At 34.6% G+C, this 20,838-nt stretch carries 15 protein-coding genes; 6 read left to right on the forward strand and 9 right to left on the reverse strand.

Annotation, left to right across the window (positions count from 1 at the left end; translation table 11 throughout):
- Positions 1-158 precede the first annotated feature (158 nt).
- Entirely contained in the window at positions 159-764 is a 606-nt protein-coding gene (locus FACI_RS00480; protein WP_009886117.1) for an acetate uptake transporter, read from the reverse strand.
- 601 nt (positions 765-1,365) lie between these two features.
- Between FACI_RS00480 and acs the strand changes: the two genes are divergently transcribed.
- From acs to FACI_RS00500, 4 genes are all read left to right on the forward strand, one after another.
- Positions 1,366-3,285 carry an acetate--CoA ligase gene (gene acs, locus FACI_RS00485; protein ID WP_009886118.1) on the forward strand — a complete coding sequence of 640 codons (1,920 nt, stop codon included), beginning with the start codon at positions 1,366-1,368 and terminating at the stop codon, positions 3,283-3,285.
- Positions 3,286-3,589: 304 nt separating this feature from the next.
- Positions 3,590-4,618 carry an aldo/keto reductase gene (locus FACI_RS00490; protein ID WP_009886119.1) on the forward strand — a complete coding sequence of 343 codons (1,029 nt, stop codon included), beginning with the start codon at positions 3,590-3,592 and terminating at the stop codon, positions 4,616-4,618.
- A gap of 295 nt (positions 4,619-4,913) precedes the next feature.
- Positions 4,914-6,782, forward strand: a complete 1,869-nt coding sequence (locus FACI_RS00495; RefSeq protein WP_009886120.1) for a glycoside hydrolase family 15 protein — start codon at positions 4,914-4,916, stop codon at positions 6,780-6,782.
- 410 nt (positions 6,783-7,192) lie between these two features.
- Positions 7,193-8,353 carry an MFS transporter gene (locus tag FACI_RS00500; RefSeq protein WP_009886121.1) on the forward strand — a complete coding sequence of 387 codons (1,161 nt, stop codon included), beginning with the start codon at positions 7,193-7,195 and terminating at the stop codon, positions 8,351-8,353.
- Between the two features lie 472 nt (positions 8,354-8,825).
- Here the strand turns inward: FACI_RS00500 and glcV are convergent, their stop codons facing one another.
- The 6 genes from glcV to FACI_RS00530 all read right to left on the reverse strand — a co-directional run bounded on the left by glcV (position 8,826) and on the right by FACI_RS00530 (position 16,355).
- The gene (gene glcV, locus FACI_RS00505) at positions 8,826-9,974 is read right to left on the reverse strand and encodes a glucose ABC transporter ATP-binding protein GlcV (RefSeq protein WP_009886122.1); all 1,149 of its coding nucleotides are present in this window, start codon (positions 9,972-9,974) and stop codon (positions 8,826-8,828) included.
- A 14-nt stretch (positions 9,975-9,988) separates the two neighbouring features.
- Positions 9,989-10,855: a glucose ABC transporter permease GlcU gene (gene glcU, locus FACI_RS00510; RefSeq protein ID WP_009886123.1), complete on the reverse strand. Its 867-nt coding sequence runs from the start codon at positions 10,853-10,855 to the stop codon at positions 9,989-9,991.
- Positions 10,848-11,702, reverse strand: a complete 855-nt coding sequence (gene glcT / locus FACI_RS00515) for a glucose ABC transporter permease GlcT (RefSeq protein ID WP_019841309.1) — start codon at positions 11,700-11,702, stop codon at positions 10,848-10,850. The genes glcU and glcT overlap by 8 nt, the downstream gene beginning before the upstream one ends.
- Before the next feature lie 6 nt (positions 11,703-11,708).
- Positions 11,709-13,283 carry a glucose ABC transporter substrate-binding protein GlcS gene (glcS, locus tag FACI_RS10175; RefSeq protein ID WP_187288953.1) on the reverse strand — a complete coding sequence of 525 codons (1,575 nt, stop codon included), beginning with the start codon at positions 13,281-13,283 and terminating at the stop codon, positions 11,709-11,711.
- Positions 13,284-14,075: 792 nt separating this feature from the next.
- On the reverse strand, positions 14,076-15,152 hold the full coding sequence (locus tag FACI_RS00525; RefSeq protein WP_009886126.1) for a glucose 1-dehydrogenase: 1,077 nt from the start codon (positions 15,150-15,152) through the stop codon (positions 14,076-14,078).
- A gap of 45 nt (positions 15,153-15,197) precedes the next feature.
- Entirely contained in the window at positions 15,198-16,355 is a 1,158-nt protein-coding gene (locus FACI_RS00530) for a mandelate racemase/muconate lactonizing enzyme family protein (protein WP_009886127.1), read from the reverse strand.
- A 214-nt stretch (positions 16,356-16,569) separates the two neighbouring features.
- On the opposite strand from FACI_RS00530, the gene FACI_RS00535 reads away from it, so the two are divergent.
- Positions 16,570-17,343 carry a DODA-type extradiol aromatic ring-opening family dioxygenase gene (locus FACI_RS00535; RefSeq protein ID WP_009886128.1) on the forward strand — a complete coding sequence of 258 codons (774 nt, stop codon included), beginning with the start codon at positions 16,570-16,572 and terminating at the stop codon, positions 17,341-17,343.
- 146 nt (positions 17,344-17,489) lie between these two features.
- On the opposite strand, the gene FACI_RS00540 is transcribed toward FACI_RS00535, so the two are convergent.
- Positions 17,490-18,059 (reverse strand): DUF998 domain-containing protein, encoded by a 570-nt coding sequence (locus FACI_RS00540; protein ID WP_009886129.1) that lies wholly within the window; start codon positions 18,057-18,059, stop codon positions 17,490-17,492.
- 251 nt (positions 18,060-18,310) lie between these two features.
- Between FACI_RS00540 and FACI_RS00545 the strand changes: the two genes are divergently transcribed.
- Positions 18,311-19,492, forward strand: coding sequence for an MFS transporter (locus FACI_RS00545; protein WP_019841311.1), 1,182 nt, complete (start codon positions 18,311-18,313; stop codon positions 19,490-19,492).
- Positions 19,493-19,593: 101 nt separating this feature from the next.
- Here the strand turns inward: FACI_RS00545 and FACI_RS00550 are convergent, their stop codons facing one another.
- A complete protein-coding gene (locus FACI_RS00550; RefSeq protein ID WP_009886131.1) occupies positions 19,594-20,811 on the reverse strand; it encodes an MFS transporter in 1,218 nt (405 codons plus the stop codon).
- Positions 20,812-20,838 lie beyond the last annotated feature (27 nt).

Genomic DNA, 20,838 nt, shown 5'->3' on the forward strand with positions numbered 1-20,838 from the left:
CCTGGCGCAGGAGACAGCGTATATAGCCTTTAGTATCAATAATCATATGGATAAATTTGTAAAGCAATCTATAGTATTCTTAATATGTCAATAATGGTGCATTTTAATATTTGGTATAGAACATAATTAAATTATTATATAAAAAATAAATAATAAATTTACTTCTTTTTACTGCCCAGGCCAGGGCCAAGTGGTATTCTTCCCGCATGATTACTGTTAGTAACTACGGCGAATGCAGTATATATAGCAAATGCTGCAGCCAGTATTCCAAGATATCCTCCAATGTGAGTTATTATTACAACGCCTGACATTGCGCCGGCACCCAGGAAGAAGAACGTAAGCCAGAGGAACAGGAAAGTAAACATAAGTCCCATATTTAATCTGATTGCTGTTACAAACATATACAGGGTAAATACTCCCCACAGAATCAATGAAATACCAAGTGCCTCGTTAGTAACTGTGATAACACCAAAATGGGCCGCAACCTCTAGAAATACGTACCATAGCCAGAATGCCCCATAAGTTGAGAAGGCAACAAAACCGAATTGTGACCCCCTTCTCATTTCCCATTGGCCTGCTATAAGCTGGGCGATGCCCCCGTAAGCAAAAGCAAAGGAAATTGCCATTCCAGTTCCACCCTTTGACCCAATAATTCCGGCATTGACAAAACTGAGCATAAATGTTGTCAGCGCAAAGCCAGTTAATCCAAGTGGTGCAGGGTCTACCTTAAAAACCGTTCCAAATACATTTTCAGTTTCATCCATATTTACACTCCCTTATTTGCAACAATTCAACTTGATTGTTACAGTTAACGAAATTAATCATTATTTATATAAAAATTTATTGTATGGTACATTACTATATTGTTATTATTTTTTATAGCCTGTGCCAGTTCTCATTATACCACCTTCTCTGTGTTTCATAATACTATAAGAGCATCTGCAGCTAGCCAGGAGCATATTATATAATCAACGAACTTAAATTGAGAACTGGAAATCCAAATCTTATATCCCGATTCTCAAAGGCACCATATAATATCAATCGATTTATACGAGATACACTAATATTCAGCATAAAATTCATTCTCTGCTAGTAGTACTTTAAAATTTAATATTATATGTGAATAGTGCCTAACAATATTCAGCTTACATTTTCTTTTGAAAAATTTACTGGAGACGAATTACACCGGGAATCTAATAACTAATTATCAGCATGTAGGTTCGATGGAGGAAAATTATATAAGTAAGTATTAGGAAAAAATACGTGTAAACGAGAAAAATTTACAAAAATTATCTATCTATTGACGTATTTATTTATATAGCCTATTTCACAAAATTTAAATATGTGTCAATCCTATATTTATCTATGAAAGATACTTTGCCAATGGATGAAAAATACAAAGTGCACATGAGCAAATACTTTGAAGAATACGAAAGGTCTTTAAAAGATGTTAACGGATTCTGGAATGAAAATGGACGGATAATAGACTGGTTTAAGCCGTTTGATAAAGTACTTGATGACTCTAAAAAACCATTTTACCGCTGGTTTATCAACGGAAAAACTAATCTGTCATATAATTGCCTTGACAGGCACATACAGAACGAAAAGCGGAACAAAGTAGCGTTTATATGGGTTCCGGAGAAAGGAGAGGAAAAGGTTGTAACATATTTTGGATTATACAGGAGGGTCAATGCATTTGCCAGAGGATTATTAAACCTCGGTGTAAAAAAAGGAGATAAAATTACAATATACATGCCAATGATCCTTGAAGCACCAATAGCAATGCTGGCGTGTGCGAGAATAGGTGCGGTATTTAATGTTGTATTCTCCGGTTTCGGTGAACAGGCCCTGGCTGAGAGAATAAATAATTCAAATTCTAAAACAATTATAACTGCTGACGGGGGATATAGAAAAGGCAATATTATACAGCTAAAAAATATTGTTGATAAGGCTATAGACCTTAGCAATGGCGTGGACAATGTAATTGTAGTGAAAAACACACATACAGAAATAGACATGGAGCCGGACCGTGATTATTACTATGATGACATTATAGAAGATGGATATGTAGAGCCCGAGCAAATGGATTCAAATGACCCATTATTTATTCTGTATACCTCAGGAACTACAGGAAAGCCCAAAGGTATTTTACATGCCAACGGAGGATATCCTGTCTGGATTGCCAATACCTTAAAATGGGCATTTAATCCGAAAGACGAGGATAGATGGTGGTGTGCTGCTGATATTGGATGGATCACCGGGCATAGCTATATAGTGTTTGCACCTTTATTGCTTGGCTTAACGTCTGTAATGTATGAAGGGGCTATAGATTATCCAAAGCCAGACAGGATGTGGGAGATTATTGAAAGATATGGCGTTAACCTTTTATATACTTCACCGACGGCTATAAGGCTGTTAATGAAATATGGGGAAAAATATCCACTATCACATGATTTATCTTCCTTAAAGACCCTGGGCACAGTTGGCGAACCTATAAATCCTGCAGCATGGCACTGGTACTATGAAGTAATTGGAAAGAGCAGATGTCCCATAATTGATACCTACTGGCAGACTGAAACGGGCGGTTTCACAATATCACCTTCAGCCAGGCTAGGATTGCCCGATCTAAAACCAGGTTCGGCCACGTTCCCTATGCCCGGTATAGATGCAGAAATCCTGGATGAAAATGGAAAGAATGTGAAGCCAGGGGAAAAGGGGTATATAGTAATTAAAAAGCCATGGCCCGGATTGATGCTCACAGTGAATAATGATGATAAAAGGTACATCGACACATATTTCTCAAAATTCAAAGGCAAATATTTCATGGGTGACTATGCCATTCAGGATGATGATGGGTATTACTGGCTTCTGGGAAGATCGGATGAGGTTTTGAAGGTATCCGGGCACAGGATTGGTACCATTGAAGTAGAAGACGGTTTAGTATCCATGAAGGAAATAGCTGAAGCAGCTGTATTTGGCAAACCGGATACGGTAAAAGGAGATACCATCGTTGCATTTGCAACATTAAAAGATGGATATGAAAAATCCCCTGAATTAATAGAGAATATTAAAAAAAGGATAAGGAATAATCTCGGCCCAATTATGGTTCCGGAGGAAATTCACATAGTGAGTACAGTGCCGAAAACCAGAAGTGGAAAAATAATGAGGAGGGTAATTAAGGCAGTTTACCTGGATCAATTGCCAGGAGATATCAGCACACTGGAAAATGAAGCATCTGTTGAAGAAATAAAAAGGGCAGTGGACATTATAAAGAAAGGAGAGTGATTTGGGAAAAAATAAATCATTCCCCTTAAACCATGAACCATTGGATTTATTCCATTGTGTTTAGTGCCTTTTAAGGTTGCTGGCGATTCCGGGTATTCTATGGTTTACTTAGAACATTTTTGTATCTGAATATAATTGCCATACTGGACTCTGCCATCAGGATATTTTTTTATCTTTTTGACCGGTTCATGATTTGTATGTAGGCAAATTCAAGAAGGATTAACATTAAATTATGTATTAATTTTCTGTGTCCCACAATTATCCGGTATCCCAAGTATTAAATAGGGATTATAAATTTTATTTAATGAAATATGTTAATGTTGGAAAATCCGGATTAAAAGTTTCTACAGTGGCCATAGGTACATGGCATCTGCCAGGGTCTGGGCAATTTGTTAATAAGGTTGAATCTGTAAATGAGGAAGAATTTAAGAAAATTTTCAAGAAAGCATATGATTTTGGAATAAATTTCTATGATACAGCAGATATTTACCATGGAAGGGTGGAAAATAATGAGGATTGCATAGAATGCACAGGCAACTCAGAAAGGGTTCTTGGTAATATTATAAAAGATTATGATAGGGAATCACTGGTTATATCTACAAAGGTAGCTGGACCTATGAATTATTATGTTAATTCATCCGGCCTATCCAGAAAACATATAATGCACGGTATTAAGAGTTCACTGGAAAGGCTAAAAACAGATTATGTGGATTTATACCAGTTCCACTGGTCAGATAATGATACTCCATTAATCGAGACATTAAAGGCAATGAGCCATATAGTTGACCTTGACCTCTCCAGGTATATAGGCATGAGCAATGTTAATGCCTGTGATATCCCGGAGTTTATGAATTTGTCAGAAAAATATAATTTAAATAATTTTATAACAATGCAGGAGGCTTATAATATACTCGACAGGAAAATTGAGAATGATAAAATTTTATATGCACAGAGATACAACTTAGGCTTGCTTGCATATATACCACTTGACCAGGGAATACTTGCAGGGAAGTACTTAAACAATTACGGAAAAGGTTCCAGAATAACATACTATTCTGGGTTACAAAATGAAATAGATAGAACATTGAATACGGTAAAAAAATTAAAGGAATTTGCGGATGAAAATGATATTACCCTATCCCAGCTTGCTATAGCATGGCTATTAAAAAGAGGTGCAGAATTGAATATTAAGATTATACCGCTCCTGGGAATAACAAATATAAAATATCTGGACGACAATATAAATGCACTGAATGTGAACTTAAAGGATGAGGATATGAAATATATAAACGAAATATCAAGTAGTTATGCTAATAGCAAGATAAACCATTAGTTTATAAAAAATAATACATTTTTAAGATGGTATATGCTCATCAATGTGGATTCAACTACAAAGTTAAATCAATATTCCGGGAACATTGCCATTATGGAGTTATGGTTAAAATCATAATGCAAAGTTGAAGTAGAAAAAAATAAAATGCATAAAAATAAGACCATAAATAAATATGGCAGGATGAATACTGGAAGGTGAGTTTCCCTTTAAATGCAATTCAAAAACATATCTATAAATCAACTCTATAAAAATGTGGAAAGGATACATATTAATATTTTTATTAAATTATCTATAAATGGTGGTTACTAGCAACGTTACAAGTTCCCCTGAAGAAACAGATAATAATTATATAAAAATTCAAAACCATGGCGTAATATTCAATAACAGGACCGCTGCTTTGATAGGGGCTGATGGTACCATTGACTGGGCATGTTTTCCAAATTTTAATTCCATACCTATTTTTGATTCTATATTAGATTATAAAAAGGGCGGCTATTTAATGGTAAAGCCACTGTGCAACACAACAATTAACCAGTATTACGAGGAATTTACAAATATATTGATTACAGAATTCATAAAAGACAATAATATAATCTTGAAATTAACTGACTTTTTACCTGCATCAAAGTTTTCAACTACGAATTTTCCGGAAATACATAGATTTGTTGAAGCGTTAGATGACGTCACAATAAAATTATATTTTAAACCGTCGTTTAACTATGGGCAGGAAATACCTTCTATTGAAAAAGATAAAAATGGGTACTTATTTCATAGAACAGAGAGAAATATAGGGATATCAACAAATTTTAAGTTAAATAAAAATAAAACTATGGTTTATAATGATAATATAAAATTAAATAAAGGTTCATTTCAGTGGATTGTAATATCAACAGACATTAACCATCTAAGCAACGTTGATGAGTATAAATCATATAAATTGCTGGAGTACACAAGAAATTACTGGAAAAATTGGTCGAATACTATTTATTATCAGGGATTATATCACAAGTATATTGTTAGATCGGCACTGGCACTGAAGGGCTTATTTTATGAACCCACCGGTATGATGGTAGCAGCACCGACATCAAGTTTACCCGAATCCATAGGTGGTGAAAGAAACTGGGATTACCGGTTTACCTGGATAAGGGACACTGCTTATGTAATAGAAGCATTATCACTGATCAGATTGAATGACGAAGCAACAAAATTTCTCTATGACTTACTGTATAGAATAAATAGGGACCAGAAACTAAGAACGATATATTCTATTGACGACTCGGATACTACCGATGAAAAAATAATAGATTATTCCGGGTATATGAATTCGGCTCCGGTGCGTATTGGCAATAAAGCTGGAGACCAGTTACAACTGGATCAATTCGGTTCAATTATAAATGCAATTTACCAGTTTAATCTGGCAGGAGGTATGGTTACCATACAATTGTGGGATTTTGTCCTTTCCATATTAAATTCATTAAAATCAATTTGGAAGTATCCGGATTCATCAATATGGGAATTTAGAACGGAACCAAAGCAGTATGTATATTCAAAAATTATATCCTGGACTGCGTTTCATGAAGCAATTATAATGGGTAAAGCATTAGGTTATTCTGCACCGTATAATGAATGGAAACAGATAGAAGATGAAATAAAAAATGATATATTAAAAAATGGATTTAATAGCGAAATTAATTCATTCACACAGTATTATGGCTCAACTAATGTAGATGCTTCACTTCTCAGAATTCCATTAACAGATTTTCTACCGGTTAATGATTATAGAATAACAGGAACTTTAAAAAAAATAGAAAGTGATCTGATGCATAACAATTACCTGTTTAAAAGGTATAATGAGGATGATGGATTAAAGGGGGACGATAACGCATTTTTATTGCTGTCATTCTGGTATATAGAAGACCTGATAAAAATGAAAAAAATAAAGGATGCGAAAAACGCCCTGGAAACCATATTAAATTTATCAAATCATTTAATGTTATTTTCTGAAGAAATTGATTTGCAGACCCACGATTTCCTTGGAAATTTCCCCCAGGCAATTACACATTTAGGCGTAATAAGAGCCATTGTAAAACTGAATGAACAATTTTCAAATACCCAGAAATCCCCAATGGTCAATCATAAAAAATCAAATTTAAAAATAGAATAATAGCTCAAATCGTCGAACAGTGATAGATATAATTAAATTATAATTCGATTAAAAATTATTGGGTATAATTTCATTGCTACACCAAGTAGATAATCAGGAGAACGGCAAAGTAATACTAAGAATATCGCCAATTTTCACCATTTAATATTAAGAGCGGGATATATTTAATATATTCACCTGATATATTGAATTAACTCCTTTTATAATTCAGTATTATTTGATATGGGAAATTAAGGCGATTCTATGGCTACATTGTATCTAAAATACTTTTGAGAACATTGCAAGTATTACATTTAAATAAAAGAACATTCGTATGTTTTCCCTATCCCACATACTGCATATTTAACCATAACGAATTCTGACACCGAGTCAACAAACAGTATATATTGAAGAATTGAATCTCTGCGGAAATGGCTGAAAGGAACGTTCCACTAATAACCGGCGCCTCAACTGTGAGAGGTTTTGGCTATTCTTCAATATGGATTTACAGTTCCCTGTATATGCACGATATCCTGCATATATCCCTTCTATATGTTGGCATAATATTTACCGCAGGAGGCTTTATAGCAGCCCTGGTTAATATTTATGGAGGCGCAATATCTGACAGGGTGGGTTACAAGGGAACTATGATTTTTTCTTTTTCAATTTCCGTTGTCATATATGCAGTATTGAGTTTTGTTCCAGGAGTTTCACTTTCAGCTCTTCTATATCCTGTTGCTTTTATAATGTTCATGATTGCAAATGCGATAATGTCCCCTGCCTCCAATGCACTTATATCGCGTTCTTCAGATATACAGCTTAAGGGCTTTTCTATACTGAGGGTTGGAAATAATATAGGATGGGGTTTTGGCCCTGCAATAGGTGGATTTATTGAATCATTTGGGGGGTATCACCTGCTTTTTGTATTCGGGCTTATTATGGGTATAATTTCACTGGGAATTAGCCTGTTCCTCAAGAATGTAAAATATGATGGGAAAATCGGAAAGGTACCATTGACTACCAGCAACACATGGCTGATCCAGTTATCATTGATTGCCCTTCTGCTCTTTGTTGTCCAGTCCCAGGAAACTGTTACACTTACCAATTATGCAACTATATTCCGATCTATTAAAATCTACCAGCTTGGCATAGTATACCTTACAAATGGTATATTCGTAATAGTGTTGCAGGGATTCATATATAAAATTATCAGAAAAATAGGAAACTTTTCTTCCTTTGCAATAGGCTCTTTTGTTTATTCATTTGGCTTCTTTTCATATGCATTCGATACTGGAATTATCGGAATGGTTATTTCCACAATTGTGCTTACAATCGGCGAAGATTTTGCATTCCCTGTAGGATACTCAATGGTTTCAGCAGTTTCAAAACCTGAAAATATTGGAAAGAATATGGGGATATATAATGCGTTTTTAAGTGTGGGGAGGGCTATAGGGCCAACTCTGGGAGGGGTGGCGTTTACTCTTTTTACCGTTCCATATGAAATATGGCTTTTTACCACGTTTACCGGATTTGTGGCCTGCATAATATTTATAATAAAATTCAGGAATGTTGAATCACTAAAACATGTTTAAATAATAAACACACTCACAATATATGAATGTTTTAGAGAATATAAAGTATTTTTGTTCTCTCTTGATGAATTCATGCGTTCATACTCACCTATTAAATATATAATTATAATACCACTTTGCACAATTCTCAGAAGTTTACTGTAATCTTCTCTACATTTTAATTCTTTGCTCCTAAACCTATGTTTTCAGTATTAGAATAATGTACATCACATATCAGGTTTGACCTTTATGTTATGAAAATTACTATCCTATCTTTCACAATACTTCTATCACACTTTATAATAGTTTCTCATATTTACATGCAACAACTCACAATTTCCGAGTGTTTTCCGTAAAATAAGCTATAATTCAAGGCATTGCATCTCGAAACTCAGTGTGCTTATGCTTGCTATAATTCCCGCATAGGTGGACCAGAAAACAAGTGCAATAACAAGAATTGTGTATATTGTAACAATTAAAATAAAAATCGGGATTAAAAAATTATTTTATTCGTTTTAGCATTGAAAAGGTGAATCAGGTCAGGATTTAAATAAATATTCACTTTTTCTCCAGGCTGTAGCGGTGTGTTGTGAAAACAGAAAAAGGACTCTGATGAATCCTTAAATGAGAGTGTAACTCTAAACGAACCTTGATAATAACTGGAAATTGCAACTTCTGCTTCACCACATTCTTTAAATCCTCTGGGCAAATCAGAGCTGCCTGCCATATCAGAAGGAATTACAATAACATCAGATGGTCTGAAACCAAGTAGCACCTCCCCGGCAGGATATTCAATTGTATCACTCTTTTTAACCTTACTTATGTCTATATCCATATTTAACATATTGCCGACACTGAGGTTGTATCTAAGGCCATTTTCCTTTACATTTACGAGTATAGTATTATATTCACCAGTTGATCTGGCTACTTCTATACTTACTGGATCGGTAAAAACATCAATTGGCTTCCCTGTTTGCATAATCAAACTTTTATTTATAACACCTACCTGCCGTGAAAGAGAAAAAATATCCGCAGGATCGTGCGATACTATGATTGCTGTGAAACCTAATATGTTCTGAAGTTCCTTTGTGTATTTCCTTGCAACATCCTTTATTGTCGCATCCAGGTTGCTGAAGGGTTCGTCAAGTAGTAGTAAAGCCGGGTTTTTTACAAGTGCCCTAGCATAAGCTACTCTTTGCTGCTGTCCTCCGCTTGCTTCCTTAGGATGTTTATTAAGTACCTCACTTATATCGAGCAACTCTGCTATTTCTTTTACCCTTCTATTAACAGCGCTTTCTTTCAATCTCATTATTCTCAACGGAAAAGCAATATTCTCAAAGTTAGTTAAATGTGGGTAGAGTGCCCAGTTCTGAAACACCATTCCTATATTTCTATCTTCTACTTCTGTTATAATCTTGTTATCCTTTGAAACAGGTTTTTGATCGAAAGAAACTGTCCCTTCTGTTGGTATTTCCAGACCGGCAATAATCCTCATCAGAGTAGTTTTTCCAGAGCCACTTGAACCCAGGATCCCGAAGAATTCTCCAGAATCAATATCAAGATTGATGTGCTGCAATGCCATTGTCACTTTATTTTTCTTCTCGAATTTTTTTGTTACGTTTTCTATATTTATCTGTACCATTATTTTTCACCTTATTATCCTTTCGAACCTGTTCCCATAGCCATTAATCCTTTTACAAAGTACCTTCCCAGAAGTATAAAAACCACAAGAGGGAATATTGAAGCAATAAGAGCTGCCGCAAAACTATCATTGTAAAGCACTCCATACCCACCCGTATATGATAATAGACTCAATGAAATTGTTGAAACTGAAGGTGTGCTGGTAGCAACCAGCGGTAAAAAGAAATTATTCCACGTTTCAATCATTATAAATATGAATGTTGATATCAAACCGGGATAAGTAAGAGGAATTACAACTTTTGAAAATATAGTCCAATCGTTTGCCCCATCAATTCTGGCTGATTCTATTGTTGACTTGGGCAGAACCGCCAAGAATATTGACATTAAAAGTGCCCCGGTTGGAAGATAGAATATAAGAAATGAAAATATTAGCCCTGGTATAGAGTTGAAAAGTCCAATTTCTATAAGTAGCTTATCCAGCGGAACCGATGTTACTTCAAAAGGAATAAATGTCGCTATAGCTATTACTGTAAATATAACATCATTTATTCTAGAGGAAATCCTGTAGAAATAATACGCAGCCATTGCCCCTATAAATGTTGATATAACTGCTGTGGAAATAGCTATTACCACACTGTTGAAGAATTGCGTAATGAGTGCCTCAAAAACTGTTATAATAGAATGTAGAGTGGCTGATGCCGGCACGAGAATTGGTGTTGTTAATACTGAGCCCGTAGTTTTTAGGCTATCAACAACAAGAACATATACTGGAAAAATCCATATGATTGCAAGCAAAACCAGTACAACGTGATGCAATACCCCCCTTATCTTTCTAACCGTGGAGGATTTCCTTCTAAATTCTATTTTATCTAAATTATGCATTTATCCACCTCTTTATACCAAGCAGAGCGTATGGTATAACCACAACAATAGCTATAACTATTACAATTATACTCACAGCTGCTGCTTCGGCGTAATAACCGTATGTGTAAAAATTAAACAGGTAAAGAACTGAAGTTTCTGTCCGTGGATTAATCCCAGTAGCCACATATGGAATAGTAAAAATTCTTAAGGAGAATATAATAAGCAGGGCAGATGTAACGATGAAAGCATTTTTGGATTCGGGTAGTAAGATTTTTCTCAATATTACAAATGGCCCCGCAACATCAAGTTTGGCAGATTCTATACTTTCAGAATTTACATTTTGGAATGCAGCTAGATAAAATACAGCTGCAAGTCCTGAATAAACCCATGTTGTAATTATAATTAGACTCGGCAAGGCCTGTGGTGCGCTACTTAACCAGTTTGGTGCTGGAAGACCAACTGCCCGTAGTAATGTGTCAATTCCCTCGCTAGGAGAATAAATCCAGCTCCAGATTATTGCTACTGCTGACATAGCAACTGCGAGTGGATAAAGGAACAATGAACTGTATACTGTTCTAGCTTTGGGATTTTTCAAGAAAAATATCAATGATGCAAATAAGATACCCATTCCATTACCTACCAGAAACATTCCGCCTGTCCATTCAAGAGTTCTAAGTAAAGTAGACTGAAATATTCTTCTTATAAGTACGCTTTCATACGTAGCAAACCCAACAATAGTATAACTGGAGTGAATAGGCGATAGGTTAGTAAATGAGAAATATACATTCCATAACAGGAAATATATTAGTATAGCACCAAAAAATAATGCTGGTAAAGAAAAAAGTATAGTTTTAGAAATTTTCAAAGTTATTCACCGTTTTTTAATTACAGCATTAGCCAAAAATATTGATGTCAGACCAACAACTATTATAGCAATCGATGGGGATGACGTGGAAGAAGCGGCTGTTGACTGATTATTAGCGTTCACCGTACTTATAGTATTTTGTGCTGCAGTTGCACCGGGGTTAACCGGATCATGAACCCATGGTGGTAGGTATCCACCAAATGGATGAGATACCGTTCCAAGGAATCCAAGACTTAGATTATGCCCAGCTAACCACGATGATTCTTCACTGCTTATTACAGAACCTAGGTGGGAATTCCATGTACTGACAGATGACGCTGATGTTAGAGATTCTAGGTCTGTCTCGAAACTGCTAGTCTGAGATGCAAACATCCCACCATCGGAGAGCTGATAAACCCACCTGCTTGAGTTTCCTGAATCGTTAACAGCGCATTCATAATCTCCCCACTGAGATGGTGTATTATAAAAGCTCGGTGAAGTTATATTGTCGTAGTATGAAGAAGCTTTCCATTTTGTAAATACTTTGTCACCTGCGAATGATGAAAAATACTTAGCAAATGTTAACCCGGTGGCCTGATTCGGTCCTGTTGGAATTGCTACAGAGTCATCGATCAATGCGAAATATCCCTTTGTTCCAGGGAATGGCATGGCAATTAGATTTATATGATGGCTATGGTCATACGCTGTGTTGATCGTACTTGAATTCATAGGGTACGCTGTCACGTTAAGATAGTCATAGGCATTCACATACCAGTTACCATTTGCCTGAAAACCTGATTTGCTTCCAGTTATGTCATGGATAACAGCAGTCCATGTGAGTGTGCTGATTCCGTGCATTCTTTCGCCATACGCTGTAAGATAGTCATTATTTGTTTCATTGATTACCTTCATTGCTGTAGAACTGTGCATGTTTAAGGTACCGTACATTAGTTCATCATACAGTGTAGCGTTTCCAGTGGTATTGATGGAATTAGCAAGGAAGAAGTCTTCCCATACCTGCATCTGGTCCCAACCTCCATCTCCACCTGGAATTGTCCAACCTCCACCACCGGTAGATGATAATGCGCTGTTCAGAGTTTTACTGTCACTAAGTAATTCTGTGATGTTTGTTGGAAGTTGTGATATGCTGTTATTGTATAGTAAATTAGGGTTAATATAAAGTTCAGCACCTCTATGCATATCAACTGGTAGTGAGAACGAAGTACCGTTATACTCACCTGCTTCTACAACTTCAGGGATAACGTTCGTCATTGAATCTAAAATAGGTGTCATATTCACGAATTCTTTTGAGTGCTGGCTGGCAGCTTCAACATAGCTAAGCATTCCAGGGCCATAATGTGCTTGGAACGCTTCAGGAGGGTCACCATCTCGTATTAACGTAAGTATTTCTCCCTTAGCCGCAGACCCCCCAGCTCCGGCCTTAAGCTCTGAAACGGCAGTTAGATTCGGATACGCTGCATGGAATGCAGCATATTCTTTATCTACTGCAACTTTTCCCTCGGTAGCCCACCATGTATAAAATGTCACCTTCTTAGATTTGGCTGGATGGTAAAGTGCTAATGTAACTCCAGCTCCAACCATTATTACAACAACTATTGCAATAATAACATATTTCATCTTCGAAGGTGGCTTAACCTCATCATTCGGATTTTTCATTTATTCACCTTTTTAGTTTTTAACTGATAATAACAATTATATATCCTATAAAAATATTTCTCAAAGAACCTAAATGTTACTATTAATTTATATTAATATATTTAAACATTTTCATTAAAAGTTTATATTATACTATCCCATAAATATTTCATATATATACCATCCGAAAGTATAATTAAATAATATAAGCTGGGATTAAATCAAAGGAGGGGGAATAAATTATAATAAATTAGAGAAAATCCAAAAAGATCATCTAGAAGAATAATTATAGAAATGAAAATACTAACTCTATATATAAATTACTTTTAGAAAAAATCCATAAACTTAAGTAGTAATAATATAAATACCGTTAAAGAAATAAAATATTAATATCCAATATTAGGACCTAAAAGAATAAAGAATATCTGAAAAGAAAACATATAAATTATGGTAAAAACAATATTTACAGAATACCGTTATCATTAAACATACCGAATAACACCAATAATAAGAAAAAACAGAGAAAATGTATGAAATATAAAAGGAAACACAACAATTTACTATGGCCATATGATGAAAATGAGATAATTTAAATGCTAAGTAATAATAAATATAACGGAACTGATTTCAGTATATCATATATAAATGTTGTATGACAGGGATAAAATGATAGTAAAATCGAATATTATCATTTTCAAAATACACAAATTATAAAACCTATCAATCAAGTAGTTTGAATTAATCCCATAATATCCTGGTTTTTATTTCATCTTTAGACTTTTCTGTCAATACAGTGGTTATTTTCTCCCTATCTGATATTTTAATTTCATCTGTTATCAATAGTTTCTCTATTCCAGGATACATATATTTCCATTGCATTAAATGATCCATTGCCATTTCAAAATGTGGCTTCTGGCCGTTGATCAGTCCCACCATTGCAATTGATTTATAAACGAAATCCTGAAGCATATGGCTATTTATACTGAGCTCACCTGACCTTATAAATCCGAACAATCCAAATATTCCATTATTTTTTAGAAAACCCATTGTTTGGGATATTACATCTGCAGAGGAACCTGATGCTTCTATTATTAAATCGAATGAATTATCATCAAATTTATATCCAGTAGCTGAATTATAATATTTAATATCTGCTATATTACATATTTTTGATTCCTTGTCATGTGCATATCTTCTGTTTGCTATTGTTACACTAAACCCATATGTTTTTAAAAGCAGTGAAAACAATACGCCTATTGTTCCTGTTCCTATTACCAGTGCATTGCGGCAGTGGAAGGTATTATCGCTGCATCTCCATATCATCCTTTTCTGTATATTGATAATCTCATCCATTGATTTTTCTAAATCAGCCAGTGGCTGTGCCAGTATGGCCATGTTTTTTATCCCGGCAGGGACCCTCACTAAATATTTCTCATCATCGTATATATATTCGCCCATAAACCCCTGCATGCCTTTTATTCCAGCCTCAACAAAATTTCCCGTTTCACAGAAATCAGGCCTCCCAACCAGGCAGTTCAGGCATTTCCCGCACCCCCTTCTGTTTACAGGCATTACTATATCCCCTTTTTTAAAGATAGTTCCATCTTCCATCACAGTGCCTATGGCTTCATGACCCAGAATAAGATAATTAGATCCAGCCGGAATCGCTGCAGAATTTAATTGCCCTTTTACTATTTCCCTATCAGTGCCACATATGCCATTTTCCAGAATTTTTATTTTAATTCCATTATTTTTATAATCTAAATTTTGAAAAGTTATTCCTGCTTCAGGTGGCTTCACAATTATTGCTTCCATAAAGAAATAATAGTATAATATGTATAAAATCTTTCGGAGGAGAATTTATTTAAAACCCCTCTTTTCCCAGCCCTCTGAGAATAAATTAAAATCAGTATCGTTTTCGTCTGCAATATAATTATTAATTTTATCCTTTAGATTTACTCCTATTCCGGGTTTTTCAGGAAGTTCCACATATCCGTTTTTAACTTCAGGTACAGTATCAACTATATCGGTAATCCAGGCAGGGTATGCAAATTCATCGAACATTTCCTGGATTTTCAGGTTATTCATCAAGGCATCTATATTCAGGGTTGTAAATGTATTCAATGGCCCTTCAGCCTGATGTGGTGCCATTGAAATATTGTTAGCCTCTGCCATTGCTCCTATTTTCAGCAATTCTATAATGCCACCTGTATTTATTAGATCTGGCTGTGCTATGCTAACAGAGTTTAACTTAAATAATTGCGTAAAATCATAGGATGTGATCAACCGTTCGCCTGCAGCAATTGGAATTTTTAAAGACTTTGACAGCATAGCCATGCCCTCTATATCCTCGGGTATAACAGGTTCTTCAAACCATCCAATATTAGGATATTTTTCAAGTTCCCTGCCTATTTTCATTGCTGTAGACCTGTTGAATCTTCCGTGGCCTTCAATCAGCATTTCAATTTTATCCCCAACAACACCGTGGACAATCTGTATTATTTCCATAGATTTTTTAAATTCGTCATATTCCAGGAATCCGGAACCACTGCCAAATGGGTCAAACTTTAATGCCCTATAGCCTTTATTTATAACCTTCCTGGCTTCTTTACCCCAGTCTTCAATGTTATTTATATTTGTATACCAGCCATTTGCATATACCTTTATTTTGTTTCTTACAGGCCCACCGAACAGATTATAAATTGTAGATCCAAAATGCTTGCCGATTAAGTCAAAACATGCAGATTCAACACCGCTGATCAATGACATATTTACTATGTCCCTATTCCTGTTAAAGGATGATGTAAACCATTCATTTACCAATTCCCTCACTTTAAATGGGTCTTTATTTACAATAAATTTTTTAATATCTTTAATATGGTTAACTACGGAAAATTGACCTGAATACACAGTTGCTTCTCCATAGCCATTTTCCCCATTGTCAGTTATGATTTCTATAAAAACCCATTTTTTCCATGTGTTTTTTATTATATAAGATTTTAAATCAACAATTTTCATATTTTTATAGTAATAGTTAGCATAAATATTTTGTGATTGAATCGAAAATTGGTTCATTACTGTAATGCGTAATTGTTCTTATTTCCTGCTGGTGTTTTCTTAATATTCCATCCTTCGGCATTCCTGATATTTTACCACCTTTGTTACTATTGAATTGTGATCTATCCAATTAATAACCGGTATAATAATAAATAATAGCATTAGATTATACAATATGGTTCTCAATAATATTTATATGATTCCACACGGAGATGAACTTATAGATATACCGGACGAAGATAGCAGGAAATTAAACAATGCCTTGAAAGAACTTGCCGAAAATGACAGCTCAGATGTGCTGGTCATCCTCTCGCCCCACGGAGTAAATCTTTCAAAAAATATCGCTGTTGTGAATACAGAATACTTTAAGGCTGATACACAATTAAAGAATACATATCTTGATTTTAAAGCGCAGAATGAGAGAAAACTTACTGAAGATATCATAAAATCTACCCGGGACACAACAGAAGAGTTAAGATTTATAACATACTCAGGGGATATTTCGGTATTTCCCCTTGATTTTGGTTCAAGCATACCACTTTCTTTCTTCAAGCAGAGAAATATAGTACTTATCGGGCAGTCAAGGATTAATAACAGGGATAAATTAATAAACTTTGGAAAATCACTTTACAATAGTGTTCAGGCATACAATAAGAAAGTAAGCATAATCATAAGTGCAGATCAGGCCCACACACACTCGGATAAGGGGCCATATGGATACTCGCAGAATGCGGAAAAGTATGAACATACCGTAAAACATTGCTTCGAAACAGGATCTTTTGAGGAGTTATATAAAATTGAACAGGAAATTATAGATACAGGAAAACCTGACAGTTTCTGGAATCTTATGGTAATGTATGGAATATTGCAGGCATCCGGAAGGAAAATGCGACTTGATTACCATTATGTTGAAATTTATTTTGGCATGATGCTTGCCCATTCTACTTAGAATTTTTGCAACATGGCATATGCCATGGAAGTATTATATATATTCATAATTAAATATGAATTTACTTTTCGCTATTCAATATACTAAAAATGATATTTATTTAAAGGTAGGTGGAAATATGCTAGCCTGGATCAACATAAATAATTTCAGTCTTCCTCATACTTTGCAACTATCCACCCTCCAAATCCTAAAGCCCATAAAATATCCGGATATACTATGAGCCGCTCCATTCCACCTACCCCTAATCCAAGGTAAATCCCCATAGCATAAAGAACCAGTGCTATCAAAGCTACTGTTCCCAGAATAGCCCAGAAAACGGATATAATGTTCTTTAATCTCCATAATATAAAGTATGTTGCAATTGAAGCCATAAAAAATACCAGGAGAGAGGAATAAAGATGTATAGCCCCGGTAGTTTCTGGAAATATTCCCACGCCCATAGCTCCGATGCCTGCCAGAATAAGAACAATACGTAAGGGTTTTGAGAACTTTAACAGAAAGACTGCAGAAATTATTATTGCAATTCCCAGTAGAACAATAGATGTATTGAATATATATGCCGTGCTTCCAACTCCGAGGTCGCTGATATAATTATTAGCAACGCTGTAGTGAGGATATAAAGCCTCTGCAATTAGCACCAGCAGAAAAAACTGGGCAGCGCCTGCAAATAACACAAGCCCGGATATTTTCATAGCTGTTTTATCTGAAATTTTCATTTATATTTAACAATAGTAAGTATAAAAATTTACCTATTGTCTATAAAAACGCCTGTTATTCAAATGTGACTGAGATAAGAAGAGAAAATACATGCCCCAAATCCCTAATATTATGCATTTATACAAAGTCGGCGTACTTCATGTTTTACAATTAAATTCAGTGGTAACAGGCGGTTATATTTACATATAATGATGTTGTAGAAACCCTGGCATGACCTAAATTTTATTAACGATTTGTAAATTAATAATATATGCGCGTGTTTTCCAATAATAAAAATAATAACATAATCCTGTATATCACAATAGTAGTTGTGATTACCTTTTCCACCAGGATAAACAATAATTTAATACTTACTACAATACCATTAATTTCCAAATATTACCTGAATTTCAACAGCTTAGAAATTGGAATACTGGGCGCACTGGCAGTAGGAAGCGCGGGCATAATGAGTGCTCTTATAAATTCGAAATTGTGCAGTGAAAACAGAAGGAAATTATTTATTGCATCAATTATAATTTATTTAATATTTTTGCCTTTATTTTATTTTTCAAATCGCTACAGTATATGGGTTTTTGTTATAATATCTGGATTCTTTTTCGGAACTGTTATGCCCAATATAATAAGCTCTACCGGAACAATAAAGGATAAAAAAACAAGGGAAAGAACGGTGGCATTATACACACTGTCTTTAAGTACAAGCTTAATAGCAGGGCCTTTATTAGAATCATACCTGTTGTTGTATTTTAATTTATACCAGCTGTTCTTATTTTTTATACCTTTCGGTATTCTAGCAGTTGCGTTATCGTTTAAAATCAAATTTCCAGAAGAAAATAGAAATGAAAGAAAAAATAAAATAAATGTTTTTAAAAATAAAGGATTTCAATTATCAATTTTCAATAATATTTCATATGATACCCCGTTTGCATTAATCCTGACATTTGGTGGTATTTTTGCAAGGACAGAATTCAATGCTCCCTATTCATTTATCGAGATATTGCTCGCAGGTTTCTTTGCCTTATCATTTATTTCAAGACTTATTTTATCATATAAACATTTTAAAAAATTATATTTTACCACTATAATTTCAATTTCAATAACAATCATCGGATTAATAATGATATATTTTTCAAATAATTTAATTGTTTATTTTATTATCATATGTTTTCTCGGAATACCACATGGGCTAACATATCCCACATCACTTACCGCATTATCAAGATCATTTGATGAAGATGAAATATCTATAGCCAATACATATTTTTATGCAATAATGATGTTAATTGCTGTTATTGTGCCATCAATTTCAGGATTAATGGTATATACAATAGGTTTAAGGGAAACTTTTCTATTTTTTGCTTTTCCGGTTATAATATTATTTTTTATTATAATATATGATTACAAAAAAATTCCTGAAATCAATAGCCAATCGTGATGTTAAATCGTCGCCGTCTCCCCATTGATTAATAGTGCTTTTTTATGTAAAATTATTAAAATTTACAATATATTAATGGCCTGTCTGCAATTTAAAAATAGTTATTGCGTTACCGCTGTCTTTTTAATTGCTTTATTGTCCTTTATATTAAAGAATACAGATGTTAACAGCAATAGCACCATTGGTACTGCTGTCAAATATATGGCCATTCTTATACTATATATTGTTGAAATTATTCCGAATACAAATGGTATTAGAAATATTATAACATCCATTATCAATATAAAAACCGAATAAACAACATTAAGGTCTTCAAGCTCCACACTTGATGCGATATAATAGCTTGCTGTTGGGTATATTGAACCATGTGGAAATCCAAGTATTAACAATGACCCTATGAACATTATTATGCCTGCATCAATTCCCAGTAGCAGATATCCTATAATAGTTGCGGCGAATGATGCATACATCAAGATTTCATGATTTTTAACATTTTTAACCGATAACACAAGCCTTGTCAGGAACGAAACACTATAGAATAAAGCCAGAAGATAGAAGAAAATATCAGGATTTATGCCATCATATTCCTTTCCCATAATTGATCCATATGTTATCAGTAAAATAAAAGGAAATGCATAGGCTATATTGCCGAACAGGGCAAACAATACTTTCCCCTGTTTTAATGAATGTGATGCCTTGCCCAGTATTTCCTTAAAGGTTAATCTATTTTTCCTCTTCATGTTCATCTTTATCCTTGTTGATAGGGAAAACATCAACACGGTGGAAATTAGCGATATGAATAAAAATATTAAAAACGCATACCTGACATTTATTGATGAGGTTATTAATCCTTCCATAACAACCCCGAATATTAAGCTCAATGACAGTGATGCAGTATACGCTGCTATGTACCTGTCCCGTTTACCCGGCGGGGCAATAACGTTTGTCACTGTCATTAACAGAGGCTGTACAACTCCCATGGACAACCCGGTTACTGTTGACAAAATCAATACCTCATATACATTATTGGATAAGAGGTAAAAGAATATCCCCCCTGTCATTATCAAAAGTAATAATGCTATAGTCCTGGGTGTTTTTTCTATATTTATTCTCCCGTTGATCAGGACATTGGCAACCATTGCCCCTATGCCGTATAAGGTTGCAGTTAAGCCCACAAAGAATACATCTGCATTTATAACATATTTAGTAAATACAGGAACGACTGTCATAAGCATATTGGTTGAGGTCCTCATGGTAAATGCGACAGATAGTAGCATTATCAGGTTTATTAAAAGTAGTTTATTGTTAGTATTATTCATTAATAAAGTAATTACATATTAATATTT

It is taken from the genome of Ferroplasma acidarmanus Fer1 (assembly GCF_000152265.2).
GTDB lineage: Archaea > Thermoplasmatota > Thermoplasmata > Thermoplasmatales > Thermoplasmataceae > Ferroplasma > Ferroplasma acidiphilum.

Coding starts and splice junctions, on each gene's coding strand:
- FACI_RS00480 (WP_009886117.1), bottom strand. CDS start 764: ATGGATGAAACTGAAAATGTATTTGGAACGGTTTTTAAGGTAGACCCT.
- acs (WP_009886118.1), top strand. CDS start 1,366: ATGAAAGATACTTTGCCAATGGATGAAAAATACAAAGTGCACATGAGC.
- FACI_RS00490 (WP_009886119.1), top strand. CDS start 3,590: ATGAAATATGTTAATGTTGGAAAATCCGGATTAAAAGTTTCTACAGTG.
- FACI_RS00495 (WP_009886120.1), top strand. CDS start 4,914: ATGGTGGTTACTAGCAACGTTACAAGTTCCCCTGAAGAAACAGATAAT.
- FACI_RS00500 (WP_009886121.1), top strand. CDS start 7,193: ATGGCTGAAAGGAACGTTCCACTAATAACCGGCGCCTCAACTGTGAGA.
- glcV (WP_009886122.1), bottom strand. CDS start 9,974: ATGGTACAGATAAATATAGAAAACGTAACAAAAAAATTCGAGAAGAAA.
- glcU (WP_009886123.1), bottom strand. CDS start 10,855: ATGCATAATTTAGATAAAATAGAATTTAGAAGGAAATCCTCCACGGTT.
- glcS (WP_187288953.1), bottom strand. CDS start 13,283: ATGGTTGGAGCTGGAGTTACATTAGCACTTTACCATCCAGCCAAATCT.
- FACI_RS00525 (WP_009886126.1), bottom strand. CDS start 15,152: ATGGAAGCAATAATTGTGAAGCCACCTGAAGCAGGAATAACTTTTCAA.
- FACI_RS00530 (WP_009886127.1), bottom strand. CDS start 16,355: ATGAAAATTGTTGATTTAAAATCTTATATAATAAAAAACACATGGAAA.
- FACI_RS00535 (WP_009886128.1), top strand. CDS start 16,570: ATGGTTCTCAATAATATTTATATGATTCCACACGGAGATGAACTTATA.
- FACI_RS00540 (WP_009886129.1), bottom strand. CDS start 18,059: ATGAAAATTTCAGATAAAACAGCTATGAAAATATCCGGGCTTGTGTTA.
- FACI_RS00545 (WP_019841311.1), top strand. CDS start 18,311: ATGCGCGTGTTTTCCAATAATAAAAATAATAACATAATCCTGTATATC.
- FACI_RS00550 (WP_009886131.1), bottom strand. CDS start 20,811: ATGAATAATACTAACAATAAACTACTTTTAATAAACCTGATAATGCTA.